The following is a 16,463-nucleotide window of genomic DNA, read 5'->3' as shown; positions in this document are numbered from 1 at the left end:
CCTTACGGCCATTCATAAAGAAAGCTTTCTTCCCCGTGGGCTCTTCACCCCCGCTACCCCGCCAAGTGTAGATGGCTTTATAGCATGCTTTAAATTAGTTTAAAGCCAAAGACTTTACTCCCCACCATTATTGATTCCGGGACCATGTCAAAGGCCATGGACATTTCAGTATGGGCAGCAAAACCACACCACTCGCACATTATCTTATCTCTTCCCTTCAAGTAGCAGCCAATGTGGATGGTGCCATCGGGGTCAGCGCTGGCTATAAGCCAATCGTGGCAGCGCCAGTTATTATCTCCGAGAGCTTCCAGGGTCTTCCGGGAAGCTAAAATGGGATAACCCTGTCTTTTAAGAGCTAAGAGGCGTTGGAGAACCCATTTTCTTTGCTCGCGGGTAAGGCTCAGGTCTTCTGTTCCGGTGTAGGGATAGTAAAACTGGAAGGTTATACCTTTGACAAGTCCATCCAGGAACTTCACCAGCTCATCCACTTCCTGCCAGTTCAAGCGGCTGAAGGTAATGTTAGCCAGGATTTTGGGATGGGAAGAGGATTTGATATTGGAAATTACGCGGTCAAAGCTTTTGCCCCGATTTAAATTGTGGGATTCCTGCAGCCCATCAATGCTGACCCATACCACATCGGCTTCGGTTTCAATGGGAAGGGTGCCGTTGGTGACAATGGCAGTGCAGAAGAAAAACTTTTTGGCCTCCCGAACTACATCTTCCAGGGTGTGGCTCTTATCTTTCCAGAGGAAAGGCTCACCTCCTTCTATGATAAGTAACCGGGCTCCTTCCTGGTATAGGTGGTGGAGGGTCTTTACAGCCAGTTCATAGCTCATCTGGTGCCGGTCCCTGCGCCAGAAAGGGCACGCCTGGCACTTCAAATTGCACTGATGAGTTATCTTAAACCCGGCCAGAAGAGGCCTTTTCTTCCCGAGCAGATGGTACTCTAACTTGCGTCTCAGGAATTCCAGGTAATGGGACCGCATAGCTAAAGCAATTTTCCGGGATTCATTATACCATAGGGGTCAAGGAGGTTTTTCACACTTCTGAGCGCCTCTATTCCGATTTTGCCGTGTTCCTTTTCTATCCAGGGTTTGTGGTCAAGACCCACTGAGTGGTGGTGACTTACGGTCCCTTTACCGGCAACGATGGCTTCTGTGGCAGCTCGCTTCACATGCCACCATTGTTCTATTTCCCTTCCCCAGAGCTGACGGCCAAGGAAGGTATAGTAAAGGGAAGCCCCTTCCGGGTAACAGTGGGATATGTGGCACATAACGAAGGCCGGGCTCCCTGTTTCTTCAATAGCCCTTGCTATGGCCTCCTTAACTCGGGTGTACAGGTCAAGGAGATTGCTCCAAAGCGTGGCTGTCTCCAGAGTATCCACCATAACTCCCCAGGTTATCAGGTCATCCCGCAGATAGGGGAGGAGGAAACGCTCTTTATACCAGCTTTCTCCCACCCCTTTTCCCAGATTTAAACCCCTGTAGCGTCGGGCTATTCTGACACACTCCCTTACAGTCCTTTCCACCTCTTTCTCTTCGCCTTCCACCCCCAGAATTAGGAGGCTGCCACCTGGTATATACCCTTTCTTTCTGAGGTAGGAAAGGGCTAAACGGGTGAAAGTTTCCTTCAATCCCTTCTTCACCTCCCTGAGGGCTAAAGAGGCTTCGGTTTCCGGCGGATCGGATAACCTGACGGTGACAGGACGCAGGCCTTTCTGGAGGATCTCGCGGATGGCTTCTATCCCTTCGAGGAAGGATGGGAATATAAGGCCAAGGTGCTCAATTTTCTCAGGCAGGGGATGGATGCGCATGGTCGCTCTGGTTATGATGCCGTAAACTCCTTCACTTCCCACCAGAAGTTCCTTGAGAGAGGGGCCGGAAGCGGAGGCGGGCACGGGCAGAGTTTCCAGAGCCCCCACTGGGGTTGCAACCCTCAGACTTATGACCATGTGCTCTATTTTCCCGTAGCCTGTGGATTTTTGGCCCGCACTTCTGGTGGCAATCCATCCGCCAAGGGAGGAAAACTCAAAGGATTGAGGAAAGTGTCCGAGGGTGAAACCCCGTTCGTTCAGAACTTTCTCCAGTTCCGGGCCCATTATCCCGGCCTCAAAGGTGGCTGTCATGGATTTTTCATCAAGGTGGAGAAGCCGGTTCATCCTTTTAAGGTTGATGCAAAGAGTTCCATAGAACCCTTCAGGGGATGAAGGGACCACCCCACCCACTACCGTGGTGCCACCTCCGAAGGGGATAACAGCCAGGCGATAGCGAGCTGCCAGGTCCAGAAGCTCAAAGACCTCCTCTTCCCTTCCGGGGAATACCACTGCATCGGGGGCTTTATCTACCTGCTTGAGGCGTATGCGGATGAGCTCGGGGTAGCTTTTACCTACGGCATGGAAGAGGCGTTCCTGGTGAGAGGAAGACCAATTCTCTTCTCCCACGATCCGGGAAATCTGTTCCCTAATTTCTGGCTCCAAGCGCGAGGGAGGTAGTTCTATCTCCTCCAGAGAAGGAACAGGAAGGACAACCTGAGGCTTTACCCCGAGTCTCTCTTGTAAAACGGGCAGAAAGTATGGTCTTTTTTCAAGTGGATAACGGATTTCTTCGTATCCCCATCCCCACCAGCGAAGTGCCATGTTAAACCTCCGGTTTTCGTCCGAGAACTTCCATTATCCTGTCCAGAAGCTCATAGGCGAACTTCTGGCGAAAACCCGCGAGACAGGCTATAAGGGCTGGGAGCCAGCGGAGCTGTTCTTCGTTAAGCCTGGTGACATCAGCCCCCATAGCCAGAAAGCCGGCAGAGGCTATGAGGTAGATTATCCCGCCGAGGATTATCCCCATTATGGGGTGAACGACATAATACATCCAGTGGTTTTTGTCAAAATCTTGAAGCACTGAAACATGCCAGTGGAGGCTGTACAAAGCTCCCACAACCCCGCCTATCCCTCCCCACAGCATGGTAGTCCACATGGGGAAAAGCATGGTCATACCAGTAATGGTGCTGGTGACCTGCCAGAGGGAAGATAAGCCCACCGCTATGGGCTTTTCAAAGATAAGCAGGGCCAGAAGGACTGCCAGCCAGGCGAGCTCGTAGGCCAGAAGCCTCACCCCGTAAGTGCTCCCCCAGGTCCTTGAATCCCTTACCCTTTGAAGGATAGTTCTGGCCTGATGGACTTTAAGCTCGGCCACATCGTAATTGCGGGGGTCCTCCAGAAGGGTATCTCTGGCTTCCTGGAGAAGGGACAGGGCTTTTTCGGCCAGCTTTTCCCGGGTGCTCAGTTCGGCGACAATGATTTTGTAAAGTTCGTCAATTTCAGAAGCCAGTTCAAGAGGGCGCCTTCTCCCAATCCTTTCCAGAACAGCTACCTCTTCTTCCGGCGGAGGGCTCGTCTCCGGAACTTCTTCTGGAACAGGCCTCTCCCCTCCTCCGAAAAGAATGTCTACGCCTTTACCTTTGATGCTTGCTCTTGATGCCATTGATTACCTCCTCAGCCAGTTTTCTGTAGGCTTCGGCTCCTTCATGGTGGGGAGCATACTCCAGGATGGGCATTTTAGCTACTGGGGCTTCGGCAAATTTAACGCTTTTTTTCACCACTGTCTCAAAGACAAGGGGGCCAAAAATGGAACGAATTTCCTCCAGCACTTCTTTGGAGTGGATAATCCTTGAATCGTACATGGTGGGCAGAATTCCCAGGATGCGAAGGCCATGGTTGAGCTTGGCTTTCACTTTCTTTATGGTTTCCAGGAGGATGCGAAGGGCTCTGAAGGCCAGGTATTCGCACTGGAGGGGGATTATGACCCCTCTGGCTGCCACCAAGGCATTTATGGTCAGCAACCCGAGGCTCGGGGGTGTGTCTACGAGGATAAAGTCGTAAGCAGGCAGAACTGGTTTCAGGGAATCTCTGAGGATATATTCCCTGGCGATGGCCGAAACAAGCTCCATCTCAGCGGCGGAAAGGTCAATGTTAGCGGGAGCCAGAAATATTTTCTCCCTCACCTGGATTATAACATCCTGAAGCTTTGTCTTGCCGTCGGTAAGGACCTGGTAGATGGTTTTGTCCAGGAAATGGCTTTCAACGCCCATGCTGGTGGATAGGCCGCCCTGGGGATCCATGTCCACCATGAGGATTTTGTGCCCCTTTTCAGCCAGGGCGGCCCCCAAGTTTATAACGGTAGTTGTTTTACCCACACCGCCTTTCTGATTGGCGATAGTTATAGTGTAGGCCATAAGATTTCCTGAGCCCTCTTTACTCCTGCGCCTTTCTCAAATCGGTAGCCAAGGGAGGCCAGAGCTCTCTCAATGGCTCCCAGAGTGGTCAGGACATCTCCCGGAGTAAGGGTTCCCATATGGCCCACCCTGAAATAGCGGTCCTTTATTTCGGCGTGAAGGCCAGCGGCCACAACCACTCCCTCGGCCTTTATGGCTTTTATGAGCTCAGGCCCAATCCCATCCGGGTAATAGATGCAGGTCAAGGTCCAGGCCCTGATTTCCTTCCGCAGCGGCACCTGTTTGAGTCCCATGGCATCGATTCCTTCCTGAAAGGCCTGGGCCAGAAGGCGGTGCCGTTCAAAGCGTTTCTCCATTCCTTCTGCGAGGATTTGCTGCAGGCTTACATCCAGGGCATAAATGAGGTTCACAGGTGGAGTGGCAAAGTAAGCGATTTTCCTGGCCTCGTACGCTTCCATGATGGGCAGCCAGAGGCCGAAATCGGCATAATAGCTGAGGACTGGGGTTCGGCGCTTGCGGTAAGCCTCCATAGCCCGTTCGCTCACCACCAGGAGGGCGAGGCCCGGGGGAACCCCTATCGCTTTCTGGGAGGCTGTCAGGTAAACGTCAATATCCCATTCGTCCTGACGGAACTCCATGCCGGCGGTGGCGCAAACCCCATCCACTATGGAGAGAACTCCATATTTCCGGGCCAGTTCCCCGAAGGCTTTCACGTCCACTGCTACGCCGGTGGAAGTGTCCACGTGAGTGGCCGTTATGGCTTTGAACCCGCCTTCCTTCAGGTGCTTTTCGGCTTCCTCCAGAGAAGGCACCTCTCCGATGGGAGCTTTAACCACTACCACTTCAGCCTGGTAGCGCCTGGCTATATCCGCCATGCGGTCCCCAAAGAAACCCCCGCTCAGGACCAGAACCTTTTCCCCGGGCTCCACCAGATTGACGATGGCCATATCCATAGCCAGAGTTCCGGACCCAGCTACCACGAAGGGCTGGCCTTTCTCTGAAAGGAAAACTTTTCTGAGGTTTTCCAGAGCTCTGCCGAAAATTTCGGCAAACTCTACCGACATGTGGCTGAGGGTTTTACCGGCCATAGCCCTGAGGACGACGGGGTCAAAATCAATTGGACCTGGGATCATCAGGAGGAATCGCTCTTGCATGGTGGCCTCCTTTTGTCAAAGGTTTTGTAAAAATCCTCTGCTGAAAGCGTCATTTCCACACCTGGCACTTCACCAATCTCTAAGGAAAGGGTCAAACGGCGACTTTCCTGGAAACCGCACCGGGAAAAACAACGGCGAGCTCGCAAGTTTTTATATAAAGTGCGAAGGCGAACCTTCCTTAACCCAACTTCCTCAAAAAGGTAGCGCAGAAAAGTAACCAGAGCATCCTGGCCGTAGCCTTTGCCCCAGAAGCCCTTTTCTCCGATTAAAATGCCAATCTCTGCTTCTTTCTTCGCCTCATCCAATCCGTAGCAGGATATGCGCCCTATGAGTTCTCCTCCGCCGTTAATTATGCCGAAGGCCATCTCCGTGCTGAGTTTCCTGACGGCACAGCGGAACCATGAGGCGAAATTGGCAAAGGAACTCCTTACAGGCCTGCACCCCATCCAGAACATAATTTCCTGGTCTCTGTGCCAGGAGTATATCCTCCTCAGGTTTTCATCGGTGAGAAGCTCCTGCAGGGGACACAGGATTACCCTTTCCCCTCTCAGGCAAAGGCTTTCCATACCTTTAAATCCTCAGGGTATGATGAGCCTCTGGCCCACGTAGATGAAGTTTGGATTTGGAAGGTTGTTGGCCCTCATTATGGCTTCCACTGTAGTTCCGTAACGGAAAGCGATGGAGGTGAGGGTTTCACCGTACCGGACTATGTGGATCCTGGGTCGGGATACCTGAGCGGGAGCCTTGCCTGGCGAAGGTATTATGAGCTTCTGCCCCACGTAGATGAAGTTGGGGTTAATGAGCCGGTTGGCAATGGCTATAGCTTCAACGGTGGTGTTAAAACGAACAGCAATGCTCCAGATAGTATCGCCAGGCTGGACTATGTATTCGGAGACGGCGGAGGGGGGAGGCACGGCCTGGGCTGTCCCCGGCACTTTGAGGACCTGGCCGATGTAGATCAGGTTAGGGTTAGCCAGATTGTTTATCCTCACCAGTTCCTCCACCGTGGTCCCGAACCGGTATGCTATGGATTCAAGAGTGTCGCCCCATTTGACTGTGTAATTGATATAACCCTGAGCTGGTAAGGGTGTTGGGGTTGGTTCAGGCTGCTGCGGCTGGGGGGTGGGTTCAGGCTGAGGGGGCTGAGTGGGCACAGTTTCTACCGGAGTGGGAGAGGGTTGAGGAACCACCAGGCCCACGGGGGAAGGTTTAGGCGTGGGGGTAGGAGTGGGAGCTGGTTTCGGTCGGGTGCAGCCTGCTAAGAGTAAAACAGAGGCACATAAAATCACTAAAACCCTCTTCATTTGATCTCCTCTGCGGATTTTTATTCCAAGCTTTTTACATCATAGCACAGAAATCCCGCTCCGTCAAGCTAAATGGCTCTTGACTTTACCCACATTCCAGCGGGGCGGCCAGACCTCAAATGGGCCGACATCCGAAGCCTTTGTTTGACTAACAACAGCAAGATGTGGTAAACTCTATGTGAGAAATTTCTCAAGGTTCTGAGAAGGAGCGGGCAACATGGCGGAAAATTTTGAACCCAGGATCGTGGCTTTCCTGTGCAATTGGTGTTCCTACGCCGGAGCCGATAACGCTGGCATGGCCCGGATGGAATCACCTCCCAATATCCTTCCCATAAGAGTGATGTGTTCGGGCCGTGTTTCACCCGAGATGATTTTCAGAGCTTTCCGTGCCGGAGCTGATGGGGTACTGGTTCTTGGGTGTCACATAGGCGAGTGCCATTACATAAGTGGAAACCACCGCACGGCCAAACGAATCCCTCTCGTCCGCAAGCTTATGGCCTACGTGGGCATCAACCCCGACCGCCTGCGCCTTGATTGGGTTTCCTCAGCCGAAGCCCCTAAGTTCGTAAGGGTCACAAGGGAATTCGTGGAGACCATAAGAGCCCTCGGCCCTATTGAAAAGGAGATTAAATTGAAGCCTTAGCTGAGCTGCGTCGGAAATTTGCCACGGAACCTTTTGAGAGGAGTGAGCCATGATTGGAAGAGACGAAGTCCTGGAAGCCATACGAGCTCATGTGGCCGAAAAACTTCCGGAACTGGACGGAGTAATCGGGCTAAGGAGGACGACGGAGGGCACCGCCCCTTACCTCTTCCGCCAGGGAGATGATTTAGCAGAGATGGTGCTGGAACCACGCTACCCCCTTGCACCGGTGGTCTCTCTGCTCCAGAAGCATTACCCCGAAGGCCGCTTCGGGATAGTGCTCAGGGGGTGCGATCTCCGCGCTCTGGTGGAGATGGCCAAGAGGCAGCAGGTGGACCCTGAAAGGCTCTACATCCTTGGGGTGGCATGTACCGCCGAAGAAGCCGAAGAATGCCACTGCGCCGAGCCTGTTCCCAGGCAAATGGATCGGTTCCAGGGGAAGACTTTCGGCGAGCCAGTGCCCGGTGCTCCTCCTCATCCGTTACTGGCTGAGTATGAGAAAATACCACTGGAGGAAAGAAGAGCTTTCTGGTGGAAGCAATTTGCCAAATGTATCAAATGCTACGGTTGCCGTAACTTCTGTCCGGAATGCTTCTGCGAAGCCTGCGCTCTGGAGGATCCTTTGTGGGTTGAGCCGGGAGTGCTGGCTCCGCCTTTCCCTTCGTTCCACCTGATCCGGGCTCTCCATATGGCTACCCGCTGCGTTCTGTGCCGACAGTGCGAGCTTACCTGCCCAGCCCACATTCCCCTCACTGTTCTCTATGAACTTATCCGGCGGGATGTCAAGGAGATGCTGGGCTATGAGCCAGGAGCTGACCTTGAGGCGGCCCCGCCTCTTTCCCTTACCCTGGCTGAGGCACCATTGAAAGAATAAAGGAGGGTGAAGGATGGAGTACAGAAATGTCCTCACCATTTGCCCATACTGTGGAGTTGGCTGTGGCCTTTACATTCAGGTGCTGGATGGGAAAATTGTCGGGGTTCTTCCGGCTAAAGAGCACCCGGTAAGCCGTGGCAAGCTCTGCATAAAGGGGTGGAACGCTACCGCTTTTGTCAACCATCCCGACCGACTGAAGAAACCTTTAATCCGGGAAGGAAGTGGCTTTCGGGAAGCTTCCTGGGATGAAGCCCTCAGCCTGGTGGCCGAGAGATTGCTCCAGATCCGCGATACTTACGGTCCCCAGGCCATAGGGTTTTTGTGCTCGGCTAAGTGCACCAACGAGGAAAACTACCTGCTCCAGAAGCTGGCCCGCGCCTTCTTCAAAACCAACAACGTAGACCACTGCGCCCGTCTCTGACACAGCCCTACGGTGGCCGGTCTGGCCGCCGCTTTCGGCAGCGGAGCTATGACCAACTCTGTCCCGGAATTCAGTCAGTATACCCGTTGCTTCCTTATCACCGGCTCCAATACCACCGAAGCTCATCCCATTATCGCTAGCCACATAATGGAAGCAAAAGAGCGGGGAGCTAAGATCATCGTTATAGACCCCAGGGAGATCCAAATAGGGCGCTTGGCTGACCTTTACCTTCGCCCGCGTCCGGGCACCGATGTGGCCTGGCTCAACGGCCTTATGTATGTAATTGTGACGGAGGAGCTGGCCGATCAGGAGTTCATAGAGAAGCGGACTGAAGGGTTTGAGGAGATGTGGGCAGTGGTTAAAGAATATACCCCGGAGCGAGTGGAGGAGATCACGGGCATTCCTGCCGATGGCTTGAGGGCTGCTGCCCGGATGTACGCTCAGAACAAGCCGGCGGCAATCCTTTACTCCATGGGCATTACCCAGCACATCACCGGAACCGATAACGTTAAAAGCATTGCCAACCTGGCTATGCTTACCGGCAACATTGGTATCCCTGGGGCAGGCGTCAACCCTCTGCGAGGCCAGAACAATGTCCAGGGAGCCTGCGATATGGGAGGCCTTCCAGGGGTTTACCCTTCTTATCAACCTGTCTCTTCTCCCGAAGTTAAAGCTAAATTTGAAGCTGCCTGGGGCGTGGAGGGTCTCTCCGATCAGCCGGGCCTTACCCTCATGGAAATGGTCAACGCCGCCGGGAAGGGGCAGTTCCGGGCCCTTTACATAATGGCCGAAAACCCAATGCTTTCTGACCCCGATATCCGTCACACTAAGGAGTGTCTGGAAAAACTGGACCTTCTTGTAGTCCAGGACATTTTCATGACCGAGACAGCGGAGCTGGCCCATGTGGTTCTCCCTGCGGCATCCTTTGCGGAGAAAGACGGCACCTTCACTAACACCGAACGGCGTATCCAGAGGGTGCGCAAAGCTGTAAATCCACCGGGGGAGGCGAAGACCGATTGGGAGATCATCTGTGAACTGGCCCGCAAACTGGGAGCGAAAGGCTTTGATTTCTCCTCCCCAGAAGAAATCATGGCGGAGATCTCGCGGGTGGCTCCGAGCTATGGGGGCGTAACCTACGAGCGACTGGAAAAGGAAGGCAGCCTCCAGTGGCCTGTTCCTTCGGTGGATCACCCAGGGACGCCTTACCTCCACAAGGAAAAATTTACCCGGGGTCTGGGCCGGTTCCACCCTGTCCACTTCCAGGAGGCGGCAGAGCTCCCCGACGAAGAATACCCGTTCATCCTCACCACGGGCCGCATCATGTTCCAGTACCACACCGGAACCATGACGCGGCGCTCGCCCAAACTGGAGCAGGAAGCACCGGAGCCCTATGTGGAAATTAACCCCAGCGATGCTCAAAAGATAGGGCTTGATGGGGCGAAGAGAGTAAGAGTATCAAGCCGGCGCGGCTCCATAGAGCTGGCTGTCCGCATAACCGAAGGGATAAAACCGGGGGTAGTCTTCATCCCCTTCCACTATGCGGAAGCCGCAGCTAACGCTCTCACCAACACTGCCCTTGACCCTGTAGCCCGCATACCCGAGCTTAAAATCTGCGCAGTGAAGGTGGAGCCCGTGCGCGGCTCCTGAAAGCTCAAGCACAGTAAAAAGCTCTTCAGAAAACGACAGGGGCAACTCCCGGGGAAGAAGTTTAAACTACAGGCCTACGGGGGAAACTTGTAATTTTACTCCACTTATGGGAGGAAAAGTGAGGGAAAAAGAGATCGAAAGAGCTGCGGAAATAATCCTTTCCTCCAAATACACTGTAGCTCTTACGGGGGCAGGTATAAGCACACCCTCAGGCATACCGGATTTCAGAAGTCCCGGTACCGGGCTGTGGGAAAAAGTAGACCCCATGGCTGTGGCTTCTCTCTTCGCCTTCAGGATTAACCCCCAACGCTTCTTTGAATGGTTCCGCCCTCTGGGGAAAGCCCTCCTGGAGAGCAAGCCTAACCCTGCTCATATAGCCCTGGCCAGGCTTGAAGAGGCTGGCCTCCTCAAAGCCGTAATAACCCAGAACATAGACGGATTACACCAGAAAGCGGGCTCTAAAAGAGTTCTGGAAGTTCACGGGCACCTGAGGGAAGCGGAATGCATGAGGTGCCGCCGCTCTTACCCCACTGAAAGCTTCATGGAAAGATACCTGGAGTTTGGAGAAATTCCCAAGTGTCAGTGCGGTGGAGTGCTCAAGCCAAAAGTGGTGCTCTTCGGCGAACCCCTCCCCAGGTGGGTTTTCATGGAAGCTGTAGGTGAAGCTCAGCGGTGCGATGTCATGATAATCGCTGGGTCGTCCCTGGAGGTTTACCCCGCCGCTGAACTCCCAACCCTGGCCTATCAGAACGGCGCTAAACTCATAGTGGTGAACCTCCAGAGAACGTATGCCGACTCCATAGCGGAGGTAGTGATAAGAGATGATGTGGCTGTGGCGCTGCCAGCCATAGCCGAAAGGTGCCTTGGAAAGGGGATAATGTCCAATGGGGGAAATTAAGGGAGGCGATATTTTAGTAAAATGCTTGTTAAAGGAAGGGGTCCGCTACGTTTTCGGGATCCCGGGTGATCAGCTCAACCCTTTCACTGATGCTATTTACCGACTCGGGAAAGAAGCGGGGCTCAAATTTGTCACCACCCGCCACGAACAGGCTGCAGCCCACATGGCCGATGCCTGGGCCAGGGTGACGGGTGAAGTAGGGGTGTGCACGGGAACTGTTGGTCCTGGTGCTGCCAACCTTGTCCCTGGAGTTTACGCAGCCTTCGCCGATTCCATCCCCATCCTGGTGATAACGGCTCAGAATCAGACCTGGAGAATTTACCCTGAACATGGCTCAATGCAGAGCCTTGATCAGTTAAACCTTTTCCGGCCCATCACCAAGTGGAACGCTGTAGTCTATAACTGGCGTAGGATACCGCAACTTGTTCAGATGGCCTTCCGCATTGCCCTTTCCGGGAAGCCTGGCCCTGTCCATCTGGATTTCCCTTCTGATGTGCTAACGGCCAGAGGGCCAGAGGAGGAAATCCAGTTCCTGGCCCCCTCCTCTTACCGGGCCGAAAAGCCAGCCTGCGGAGATCCGGAGCTGGTGCGGGAGGCTGCCCGGTGGCTTGCAGAGGCTCAATCGCCCCTAATCCACGCCGGAGGGGGTGTCCTGCGCTCCGGAGCATGGGCGGAGCTTAAGGAATTAGCCGAATATCTGGGAGCTGCCGTCACCACAAGCCCCGGTGCCCGGGGAGCAATCCCCGAGGATCATCCTCTCTGCCTGTTAGCGGCTTCCTTCGGAGCAATGGCTGCTCAGGCTTCTGCTGATGTGGTACTTCTGATAGGCGGAAGGCTTGGAGATGTAGATTTCTGGGGGCGTCCTCCTGCCTGGGGAGAAATCGGTGAACAAAAATGGATTCAAATTGATATCGCTCCAGAAAACATCGCCCTGAACCGACCTGTAGATCTGGCCATTGTGGGAGATGCGCGCGCTACCCTTCGGGCTCTCATTGAAGAAGTGAAAAAACTCACAGAGCCTCGCCCTCCAGCGCCGTTCATAGCTGGAGCTAAGGAGGCGGAACAGGCATGGCTTGCTCAATTTGAAGAACAAGCTTCGCGGGAGGAAGCACCCATACACCCACTTCGGCTGGTAAAAGAAGTGCGCCTCTTCTTCCCAAGGGAAGCCATAACCGTGGTGGACGGAGGCAACACAGCCGTTTGGAGCCATTACCTCAACCGGGTATACGAGCCCCGGTCTTTCCTTTGGGCTGCCGATTCAGGCCATCTGGGAGCTGGTCTGCCCTACGCCATAGCAGCCAAACTCGCCCGACCCGAAAGGCCCGTCTACCTCCTTTCTGGCGATGGAGCTTTCGGTTTCAACATCCAGGAGCTGGAGACAGCACGCCGCCTGGGAACCCCCATCGTGGCCATTGTCTTCAACGATGGAGCCTGGGGAATGATAAAGGGTAGCCAGCTCAAAAGATATGAAAGTCGCTTTGTGGGAGTAGATTTCACGGACATCCGCTACGACAAAATAGCCGAGGCGATGGGCTGCTATGGAGAAAGGGTAGAAGACCCCGACCAGATCCGTCCGGCTCTGGAGAGGGCCCAGAAGAGCGGCTTACCGGCAGTGCTGGATGTCATAATAGACCGAGAAGCCCACTTAACCCCGCCCGACCTGGAAGTTCTGGATGCTCTCTGGATGGAGGGATGCTATTAGGCCCTGAGGCTATGAAAAGCAGCTCCCCTTTGAACCCCTTTCTCGTCATTTTCTCTGCGGGATTGGGGAAAAGGAGGACTATGAAACCCATCGTCCTCAGGCTGCTGATAGCTTCTGGAATCCTGATTCTGCTCCTGCTCATCGGCCCATTCCTAGTGCCGGTCCCACCCCTTAAAGGAACCGTGCCACCAGAACAGCTGGCTGATCCAGACAGCCGTTTTGTGGAAGTGGACGGTATCAGTGTTCACTTTAAAATGGCTGGTTCAGGTGAGCCAGCCTTTCTGCTCCTGCATGGCTTCGGTGCCAGCACTTTCTCCTGGCGGGAAGTAATGCATCCTCTTTCAAAATTTGGGACCGTTATCGCTTTTGACCGGACCGGATTCGGCCTCACGGAACGTCCCACCCAATGGGCTGGCCCCAGCCCTTACAGCCCCGAGGCCCACGCCGACCTGACGGTGGGGCTCATGGAGGCCCTGGGGATAGATAGAGCCATCCTTATAGGCAATTCCGCTGGAGGAACGATAGCTTTGCTTACTGCCCTGAAATATCCGGAGCGGGTAAAAGCGCTGGTGCTGGTCTCTCCAGCAGTGTATATTGGCACGGGTGTGCCAGGCTGGGTGCGCCCGCTCCTCAACACCCCTCAAATGCGCCGCCTTGGGCCGCTTCTGGTTCGCTCCATCAGGAATTGGGGAGCAGACATCGCTCACCTCGCTTGGCACGACCCGACCAGATTGACGCCCGAAATCTGGAGGGGATACACTAAACCCCTGCAGGCCGAAAACTGGGACCGTGCCCTCTGGGAAATCGTCCTTGCCAGCCGTCCCCTGGGCCTGGATAGGCGACTGAAAGAGGTCAGGGTTCCCGTGCTAGTGGTCACAGGCGACAGCGACCGTATCATCCCTCCCGAACAGAGCATCCGCCTGGCGGAGGAAATTCCTGGAGCCCAACTGGCTATCATCCCTGAATGCGGACACGTCCCGCAGGAAGAATGCCCTGGGCCATTTCTGGAGGCAGTGGAGGCCTTCCTCCGCACCATTTCGAACAGCGAGGCGGATTCCCCTCCGATATCCCGGGAGCCAGTTTCACCCTGAAAATTTCCAGAGCTACGGAGAAATAGATGCGGATTGGTTACCCGTGCATAAACCTATCTGTGGGTTGTCGCCCAACCCGAACCATCAGGTTGGCGAACCTTTCCTGGGACCGGCTGCGGGACGTGATTGCCGGGAATCTGGCCTGCCTGGAACGGATCCTGATCTGGAATGCTGAACGGGGTCTTCTCTTTTTCCGGATCACCTCCGACCTTATACCCCTGGCCTCTCATCCGGCCAACAACTTCCCCTGGTATGAGGAGTTCGCCCCTGATTTCGCCCGTATCGGCCAACTCATCCGCACGGTGGGGATGCGTATTTCCATGCACCCTGGCCAGTACACCCTGCTTAACTCTCAGCGTCCAGAAGTGGTGGAAGCAGCCCACAGGGACCTTGCCTATCACGCCCGTGTTCTGGATCTCCTGGGGTTAGATCAAACGGCGAAGATTCAGATCCACATTGGAGGCCTTTACAGGAATAAGGAGGCCTCTCTGGAGCGTTTCGTCCGGGAAGTGGACCGATTGGACCCGGCAGTTCGGGCGCGGCTGGTGGTGGAAAACGACGAGAGATTTTTCAACCTGGACGACTGCCTCCGGGTAAGTGCGAAAACTGGCCTGCCAGTGTTGCTGGATGTCTTCCACCGGGAAGTCAACCCGGACGAGCGCACACTTTCGGAAGCATTAGCGGCAGCTGCTGCAACCTGGAGCTCCGGAGATGGGCCGCCCATGGTGGACTATTCCTCCCCCCTTCCCGGGGGGCGCCCGGGAACGCACGCGCATACGCTGGATGAGAACCATTTCATCCAGTTTCTGAGGGAAAGTCGTCCTCACAACTTTGACCTTATGTTGGAGGTGAAAGACAAAGAGCGGAGCGCCCTGCGCGCTCTGAAAATCCTGACCACCTACGGGATCCTGCGCGAGCGGGACTCTCCCTTGAGCTTCACCCAGTCTGGAACATAGCCTGCCTTCGGATTCAAAACCGGGGTAAGGCAAGCCTTGCGCCTCAGGCGAGCCTTATGATAGAATGCCCTGGCAAATGGGGAGTAAAACATATGGAACAAATCTGGCCTCAATATGAAGGTAAATCCCTCGTAAACTTGCCGGCCACTATGGCGGCTATCCTGGGAGCGGAAATAGAAGGAGCACCGCCCCTTGAGCCCTCCCTCTGGAAAAACTTGGCTCAGGGGGCCGAACGAATAGTGACCATACTGATTGACGCCGTTGGCTATCTGGACCTGCGAAAGCTTATGGACCGTGACGAGGAGTTTATCTTTGCCAGGCTTGCCAGAAAAGGTCTATTCAGCTCATTAACCTCTGTCTTTCCTTCCGCCACTGTGGCTGCTCTGGCCAGCTTCTGGACTGCTCGCCCCCCTATAGAGCATGGTCTTACCGGCTACACCCTTTACTTCAAAGAGTTCGGTGTGGTAGCAAACACCCTGACCCTATCCCCCGCGCGGCACGAGAAAGGTGATTCTCTGGAGAAGTGGGGCCTTGATCCTGAAAAGCTCATCCCTGTTCCATCCTTCCCTCAGCTCCTCAAGCCTTTTGGGATAAAAGTTGCAGTCCTGATCCACAGGGAATATGTCAAAAGTCCTTTCTCTCGTGCCCTGCACAGAGAAATAGCTGAAATCAGAGGTTTCTTTACCACCTCAGAAATGTGGATACTGCTGCGCCGTCTGCTTCGGGAACTTTCCGGAGAAAAGGCTATAATAAGCGTTTATTGGGGATTCATGGACGCCCTGGGGCACCTCTACGGTCCGGATGATGAGATAAGGGAAGCAGAACTCCGAAATCTTGCCCTCTCCATGGAACAAGATTTCCTGAAAGGCCTTGAGCCGGAAGATAAAAAAGGCACCCTTCTTGTAATCTTTTCCGATCACGGCCAGATTTCGGCCAAGCCAGAAAAAGCCATCATGGCCATGAAACATCCGGAACTCTGGGACTCCCTTGTCCTTCCTCCTGCAGGAGAGTCAAGGGCTTCCTACCTTTACATCCGGGATGGGGAAAGGGAGCGAGTCAAGGCCTACCTGGAAGAGAAGATAGGCTCTTTTACCGTAGTAGATTCCCGTGAAGCCGTGGAAAAGGGGCTTTTTGGTAGAGGAAATCCAGCTCCCGATTTCCTCTCACGCATCGGAGACCTCATCGCCATTGCCAGGGGGGAAGAGCACCTGGTCTGGGGGTACGAAGAACCCAAACTCAAGGGCCGTCATGGAGGTCTCTCGCCTCAGGAAATGCTCATTCCTCTCCTCATGGTAAGGCTTGATAGCTGAAGACATCACTTCTCAGGCCTGACGGGAAAGATTGCAAAGCTCATAGGGGATAGCAAGGGCCTACCGTGTTCCCCATCTTACTGGGATAATCTTTCTGCTCTCCTGAGCAGATCAAGGGTTCAACCTGGCACTGAGAAGCGGAAATTTTCCAGGAACCTTACCCATCAGCTCGCCGCCCTGACCGAAAAATCGGGGGTTGGATGGGAGCGAAGCCCCCATCCCGGGGGTTTGGGGGTCGA

The 16,463-nt window shown here is 54.5% G+C and carries 15 protein-coding genes; 8 read left to right on the top strand and 7 right to left on the bottom strand.

Annotated elements, in window-relative coordinates; genetic code table 11:
- Positions 1 to 89: 89 nt before the first annotated feature.
- The 7 genes from NZ653_06885 to NZ653_06855 are packed head-to-tail and all read right to left on the bottom strand — an operon-like array spanning position 90 to position 6,685.
- Positions 90 to 986, bottom strand: a complete 897-nt coding sequence (locus NZ653_06885; protein MCS7286839.1) for a DUF3463 domain-containing protein — start codon at positions 984 to 986, stop codon at positions 90 to 92.
- A 2-nt stretch (positions 987 to 988) separates the two neighbouring features.
- On the bottom strand, positions 989 to 2,635 hold the full coding sequence (locus NZ653_06880) for an FAD-binding oxidoreductase (GenBank protein MCS7286838.1): 1,647 nt from the start codon (positions 2,633 to 2,635) through the stop codon (positions 989 to 991).
- 1 nt (position 2,636) lies between these two features.
- Positions 2,637 to 3,476, bottom strand: coding sequence for a hypothetical protein (locus tag NZ653_06875; protein ID MCS7286837.1), 840 nt, complete (start codon positions 3,474 to 3,476; stop codon positions 2,637 to 2,639).
- Positions 3,448 to 4,227 carry a ParA family protein gene (locus NZ653_06870; GenBank protein MCS7286836.1) on the bottom strand — a complete coding sequence of 260 codons (780 nt, stop codon included), beginning with the start codon at positions 4,225 to 4,227 and terminating at the stop codon, positions 3,448 to 3,450. The genes NZ653_06875 and NZ653_06870 overlap by 29 nt, the downstream gene beginning before the upstream one ends.
- A complete protein-coding gene (locus tag NZ653_06865; GenBank protein ID MCS7286835.1) occupies positions 4,212 to 5,381 on the bottom strand; it encodes an alanine--glyoxylate aminotransferase family protein in 1,170 nt (389 codons plus the stop codon). The genes NZ653_06870 and NZ653_06865 overlap by 16 nt, the downstream gene beginning before the upstream one ends.
- Complete coding sequence (locus NZ653_06860; GenBank protein ID MCS7286834.1) at positions 5,360 to 5,947, bottom strand: GNAT family N-acetyltransferase; 588 nt, start codon at positions 5,945 to 5,947, stop codon at positions 5,360 to 5,362. The genes NZ653_06865 and NZ653_06860 overlap by 22 nt, the downstream gene beginning before the upstream one ends.
- Positions 5,948 to 5,959: 12 nt before the next feature.
- Positions 5,960 to 6,685, bottom strand: coding sequence for a LysM peptidoglycan-binding domain-containing protein (locus NZ653_06855; GenBank protein ID MCS7286833.1), 726 nt, complete (start codon positions 6,683 to 6,685; stop codon positions 5,960 to 5,962).
- Between the two features lie 217 nt (positions 6,686 to 6,902).
- Between NZ653_06855 and NZ653_06850 the strand changes: the two genes are divergently transcribed.
- From NZ653_06850 to NZ653_06815, 8 genes are all read left to right on the top strand, one after another.
- Positions 6,903 to 7,328 (top strand): hydrogenase iron-sulfur subunit, encoded by a 426-nt coding sequence (locus NZ653_06850; GenBank protein MCS7286832.1) that lies wholly within the window; start codon positions 6,903 to 6,905, stop codon positions 7,326 to 7,328.
- Positions 7,329 to 7,377: 49 nt separating this feature from the next.
- On the top strand, positions 7,378 to 8,199 hold the full coding sequence (locus NZ653_06845; protein ID MCS7286831.1) for a hypothetical protein: 822 nt from the start codon (positions 7,378 to 7,380) through the stop codon (positions 8,197 to 8,199).
- A gap of 13 nt (positions 8,200 to 8,212) precedes the next feature.
- Positions 8,213 to 10,267 carry a formate dehydrogenase subunit alpha gene (gene fdhF, locus NZ653_06840; protein MCS7286830.1) on the top strand — a complete coding sequence of 685 codons (2,055 nt, stop codon included), beginning with the start codon at positions 8,213 to 8,215 and terminating at the stop codon, positions 10,265 to 10,267.
- A gap of 106 nt (positions 10,268 to 10,373) precedes the next feature.
- Positions 10,374 to 11,165, top strand: coding sequence for an NAD-dependent deacylase (locus NZ653_06835; GenBank protein ID MCS7286829.1), 792 nt, complete (start codon positions 10,374 to 10,376; stop codon positions 11,163 to 11,165).
- On the top strand, positions 11,152 to 12,867 hold the full coding sequence (locus NZ653_06830; protein ID MCS7286828.1) for a thiamine pyrophosphate-binding protein: 1,716 nt from the start codon (positions 11,152 to 11,154) through the stop codon (positions 12,865 to 12,867). Before NZ653_06835 ends, NZ653_06830 begins: the two co-directional genes overlap by 14 nt.
- Positions 12,868 to 12,947: 80 nt before the next feature.
- A complete protein-coding gene (locus NZ653_06825) occupies positions 12,948 to 13,958 on the top strand; it encodes an alpha/beta hydrolase (GenBank protein MCS7286827.1) in 1,011 nt (336 codons plus the stop codon).
- Between the two features lie 26 nt (positions 13,959 to 13,984).
- Positions 13,985 to 14,914, top strand: coding sequence for a UV DNA damage repair endonuclease UvsE (uvsE, locus tag NZ653_06820; protein MCS7286826.1), 930 nt, complete (start codon positions 13,985 to 13,987; stop codon positions 14,912 to 14,914).
- 56 nt (positions 14,915 to 14,970) lie between these two features.
- The gene (locus NZ653_06815; GenBank protein MCS7286825.1) at positions 14,971 to 16,224 is read left to right on the top strand and encodes an alkaline phosphatase family protein; all 1,254 of its coding nucleotides are present in this window, start codon (positions 14,971 to 14,973) and stop codon (positions 16,222 to 16,224) included.
- The last annotated feature ends 239 nt before the right edge of the window (positions 16,225 to 16,463 follow it).

The organism is Anaerolineae bacterium, assembly GCA_025062375.1.
Taxonomy (GTDB): Bacteria; Chloroflexota; Anaerolineae; order SpSt-600; family SpSt-600; genus SpSt-600.
The sequence above is the reverse complement of the archived record's forward strand: the minus strand, read 5'-3'. Positions and strand labels throughout refer to the sequence as shown.